The organism is Mesorhizobium sp. M4A.F.Ca.ET.090.04.2.1, assembly GCF_003999085.1.
Classification (GTDB): Bacteria; Pseudomonadota; Alphaproteobacteria; order Rhizobiales; family Rhizobiaceae; genus Mesorhizobium.
Window position 1 is genome coordinate 1 of sequence record NZ_RZOT01000600.1, and the last position, 3,465, is coordinate 3,465.

The window sequence follows — 3,465 nt, forward strand, 5'->3', positions numbered from 1 at the left end:
GCACTTCTCCTTCACCGGGTCGCCCTTGACCGGCAGCTTCTCGTAGCTCTGCTTGAACCCGATCACCCGGATAAGGGGCTGCGCTTCGCTCATTTGTTCGGCTCCTGAAACGTTGTGGGCGCCAGCGGCGTCCTACTGGTTGATCACTTCGACGATGCCGGGAAACTCTCCGAGCAGCGCTGACCACTCGGCTTCAGACAGCTTTTCGGCGTTGGCGAGGTTGATCGCGTTGCGGTGCTCGCCGCCGTTCCAAAGCTTGCGGAATTTCGGAAAGATGCCGGCCTGGGTATCGACTGCGACCGGCTCGGCAGCTTCGTTCTTGTCAGACTTGTCGGCCATCTCTGGCACTCCTTCGTGAGAGGAAAGGCAGGCGGGCCGTTGCAGCCCGCCCGAGGCGCGGTCAGTACGGGAACGCGCACATGATGATCTTCGCCGAGGCGTCGATCGCGTAGGCGCAAACCGTGTCGGTCACGGCGGCGGCCACCTTCAGGGTGCCGTCGGTGGTGGCCGAGAGGATCAGCGCGTTGCCATCGCCGCCCGAGACGAGCGCGGTGGTGACGGTGGCCGGGCCTTTGACCTGGATCCATCCGTACTCGCCGTTGCCAGGCGCGCCCGCCAGAACGCCAGCACCGTTCGCGGCGGTGTCGGACACGTCGGAAGTGACTTCGTTGTATTGGCCGGCAGAGACGCCACCGGCAGCGTAGAAGCCTACGACGTTGTTGGCGACGGCGGCGATTGCGCCGGCACCCTGGTTGTACTTCACGAAGCGATAGACCTTGCCGTCATACGATTCGTAAGTGTCGCCGATCTTCGGAGCCTTGCCGGATTCCGTGCCGGTGAGCTGCGCGGCGGTGAACGTCTTGGTGACGTCGATACCAACAAAAGAGGTCATCGTTCTTGCTCCTTATGCCGCGTCGAAGATCACGCCCTGAAGCGAGCGGTTCGAGCAGACGAGATTGCCCATCCAGTAGAACGGGATGACAACCGCATCCTGGTTGACGGGCTTCTTCTCGTCGTCCTGCGTCCACTGCGCCTCCTTGTGCTGGTCGACGTAGAGGTAGTCGGAGTTGAGGAAGTAGCCCTTCTCGGCCGTGGTCGTGAAATTCGTGTTGTCGTCGAAAATCACGTCGGCGGTCTTGTACTTCAGGCCGATGAAGCCGGACTGAGCCATGTCGGCGTCCATGTACCGCTGAAGCTGCTGCTCGCCGGTCTCGTACAGCGAGTAGAAGTCATGGCTGAACGTGATCAGGTCCGGCTTGTCGGCGCCGCGGTTCAGGGTGAGCCACATCGCGTTCATGTCGGCCTTGAAGGTGGCGGCATTGGCTGCGTTCGGGGTCGCGGCAAGGTTGGTGCCGGTGGCCTCGCGGAACTTGTTGCGCCAGAACGTCCACGTCGCGGCGTCGATACCGCCGACAATGCCCTGGCCATTGGTCTGGAGGATGTTGGCCAGGCCGCCGATCTGGTTCGCCAGCGAACCGTCGGAGTAGAGGTCGACGGAGAAGTTGTTGGCAGCCGTCTTGAGCGCGTTGTTCTTCTTGGTCTTCACCAGGTTGATCATCGCGAACTTGCCGGAGTTCTGCCGCAGCTCCTTGCCGCTCGACACGACATGCAGCGCGACCTGCGCCCAATCGTACTTGGCGGAGGTGACGACGTCGGAGCCGTTGGTGTTCAGCGTGTCGAGGCCGGCGTAACGCTGATAGGTGCTGTTTTCCGCGTATTCGAGCTGCACCTGGATTTCGGTGCCGCCGTCAAGGTTGCGGATCTTGTTCTTCTTCTTCAGCCGGTTGAGGAAGGCGTTGTTCTTCGAAACGTTGTCCGCCACTTCCGTCGCACTGTTGCGAAGGGTGGTGGACACCATTTCCGTGAAGGTAGTCGACGGTCCAGCCATCGCTATTGTCCTTTGTGGTTCCGGTCATAGACAGCGGCCAGTTCCTCATCTTCGGTGAGAACTCGAGCCTTGCCCGACGCTGTTGAGGGGATGTTGACGGAGTTGGCGCGCTTGGCCGCGTCGACCTTTCCGGTGTCCTTGGGAGCGGCCGGTTTGGCGGCGGCTGCCTTGGCCCGCAGATCGGGATCGGCGTTGACTGCCATGTCATAGGCCAGGTTGAACACGGCCTCTTTCGAGGCGGTGGCTCCAAGCCGGTCCCATGCATCGTTGATGAAGCTGACCATCCGCTTCTCAGGGATTTCCGAGTAAAGCGGCTTGTCGGCTGACAAGCGGCTCAGCTCCTCATTGGCGGCGGCGATGCCGTCGCGCTCCTGAAGCCTCTGGTTTATGCGGTCGTCGATGTTCGCGGAGTTGTGGACAGATGCGAGCATCTGCTTCAACCCGGCGATTTCCTGCCGCAATTCGCTTTCGCCCTGCTGGACGGTCTGGCCGAAGACATCCGCAATCTTGTCGCGAATGCCATAGCCGTCGATGATGCTCATGATCGTTTCGACGGGAGCCTTGTCCATGCTCTGCTGGACGTTGAAAAGATATTCGATCGCCTGGGCTGGCGTGACGACCTTGCCGTCCGCCATCTTCTTCCCGGTGTTCGGGTCGAAGTAGCCGCCGTTGCGGTCGAGGATTTCCTGGATGGGCTTGTAGGCCGACATCGCCCTGCCGTGATCGGACAGGCGGCCCTGAAGCTCCTGCTCGCGATCGGCGACGAACTTGCGCAGCTCGGCCGGTGCCTTCTCCCAGGCCTGCTTGACGTTCTCGGCGACGCCGCCCTTGATGCCTTGCCAATTGGCCGGGAGAGGAACCGACCCTGCGTCAGGCGTCAGACCGCCGCCGGCCTGTTCCTCTCCCCCACCGCCCTCGGGCGATACCTTGCCGGCTTCGGCTTTCGCGGCGGCCTTCTTCTCGGGACTCGGGCTGGAAAACTTGCCATCGTCCCGCTCGGCGCCGTTGTCGCGCTCGTGCTTGTTCCAGATGGCTTCCAGCGCCGCGTCATCGGCCAGGGCCGTCGCGGCATCGTTGTTCACGGCCTCGGCGATGGCGCCGGCCGGCGGGGCGTTATTGGCAAGGCTTTCTGCGACTGCAGTGCTCATCGAAATTCCTCTGACACCTGAAGGCCCCGCTTCTTGCAGAAATCGGGGTTGCGAAATTTGCCCTTGGTCGGCGACAGGGAAGGCTCGTATTCGACGCAGTTGTTGCGCTTCAGATCATCGCGGCGCTCAGAGCGCGACGTGATCATTCGGCCGTCGATCGGCGAGGCATAATCCGGGATATCGGAAATGACGTTCGGCATGACGATCTGGCCGGCGAACGGCTTTTCCATCGGAACGCCGGTCTGCCGGTCGACGAAGATGCCATTGCGGAAAACGAACCTGGCCAAATTTCCTGTCCTGCTTTTTCGGGCAGGTACAGGGTGCAAGGAGTCACTGCGAAATTCTAAGCCGCTTGCAATTCAGGTGAGCAGGAGCAGCACAGCGGCGTCGTCATCGGCCATTGAGGCGATTTCCCGCTCAATCATGATG

General features: G+C 61.6%; 5 protein-coding genes. All 5 read right to left on the reverse strand.

Going from position 1 to position 3,465, the window contains the following annotated elements; all coding sequences use genetic code 11:
• Positions 1 to 132: 132 nt before the first annotated feature.
• Positions 133 to 339 carry a hypothetical protein gene (locus EN781_RS28875; RefSeq protein WP_126054574.1) on the reverse strand — a complete coding sequence of 69 codons (207 nt, stop codon included), beginning with the start codon at positions 337 to 339 and terminating at the stop codon, positions 133 to 135.
• Between the two features lie 61 nt (positions 340 to 400).
• Complete coding sequence (locus tag EN781_RS28880) at positions 401 to 892, reverse strand: hypothetical protein (protein WP_126054573.1); 492 nt, start codon at positions 890 to 892, stop codon at positions 401 to 403.
• 12 nt (positions 893 to 904) lie between these two features.
• Complete coding sequence (locus tag EN781_RS28885) at positions 905 to 1,888, reverse strand: phage major capsid protein (RefSeq protein ID WP_127400567.1); 984 nt, start codon at positions 1,886 to 1,888, stop codon at positions 905 to 907.
• Between the two features lie 2 nt (positions 1,889 to 1,890).
• Positions 1,891 to 3,036 (reverse strand): hypothetical protein, encoded by a 1,146-nt coding sequence (locus tag EN781_RS28890; protein ID WP_127400568.1) that lies wholly within the window; start codon positions 3,034 to 3,036, stop codon positions 1,891 to 1,893.
• Positions 3,033 to 3,323: a hypothetical protein gene (locus tag EN781_RS28895; protein ID WP_127400569.1), complete on the reverse strand. Its 291-nt coding sequence runs from the start codon at positions 3,321 to 3,323 to the stop codon at positions 3,033 to 3,035. Before EN781_RS28895 ends, EN781_RS28890 begins: the two co-directional genes overlap by 4 nt.
• Positions 3,324 to 3,465: the final 142 nt, after the last annotated feature.

What these genes read in the sequence shown, in the direction of transcription:
- EN781_RS28875 (WP_126054574.1), bottom strand. Translation starts at nt 339, where the DNA reads ATGGCCGACAAGTCTGACAAGAACGAAGCTGCCGAGCCGGTCGCAGTC.
- EN781_RS28885 (WP_127400567.1), bottom strand. Translation starts at nt 1,888, where the DNA reads ATGGCTGGACCGTCGACTACCTTCACGGAAATGGTGTCCACCACCCTT.
- EN781_RS28890 (WP_127400568.1), bottom strand. Translation starts at nt 3,036, where the DNA reads ATGAGCACTGCAGTCGCAGAAAGCCTTGCCAATAACGCCCCGCCGGCC.
- EN781_RS28880 (WP_126054573.1), bottom strand. Translation starts at nt 892, where the DNA reads ATGACCTCTTTTGTTGGTATCGACGTCACCAAGACGTTCACCGCCGCG.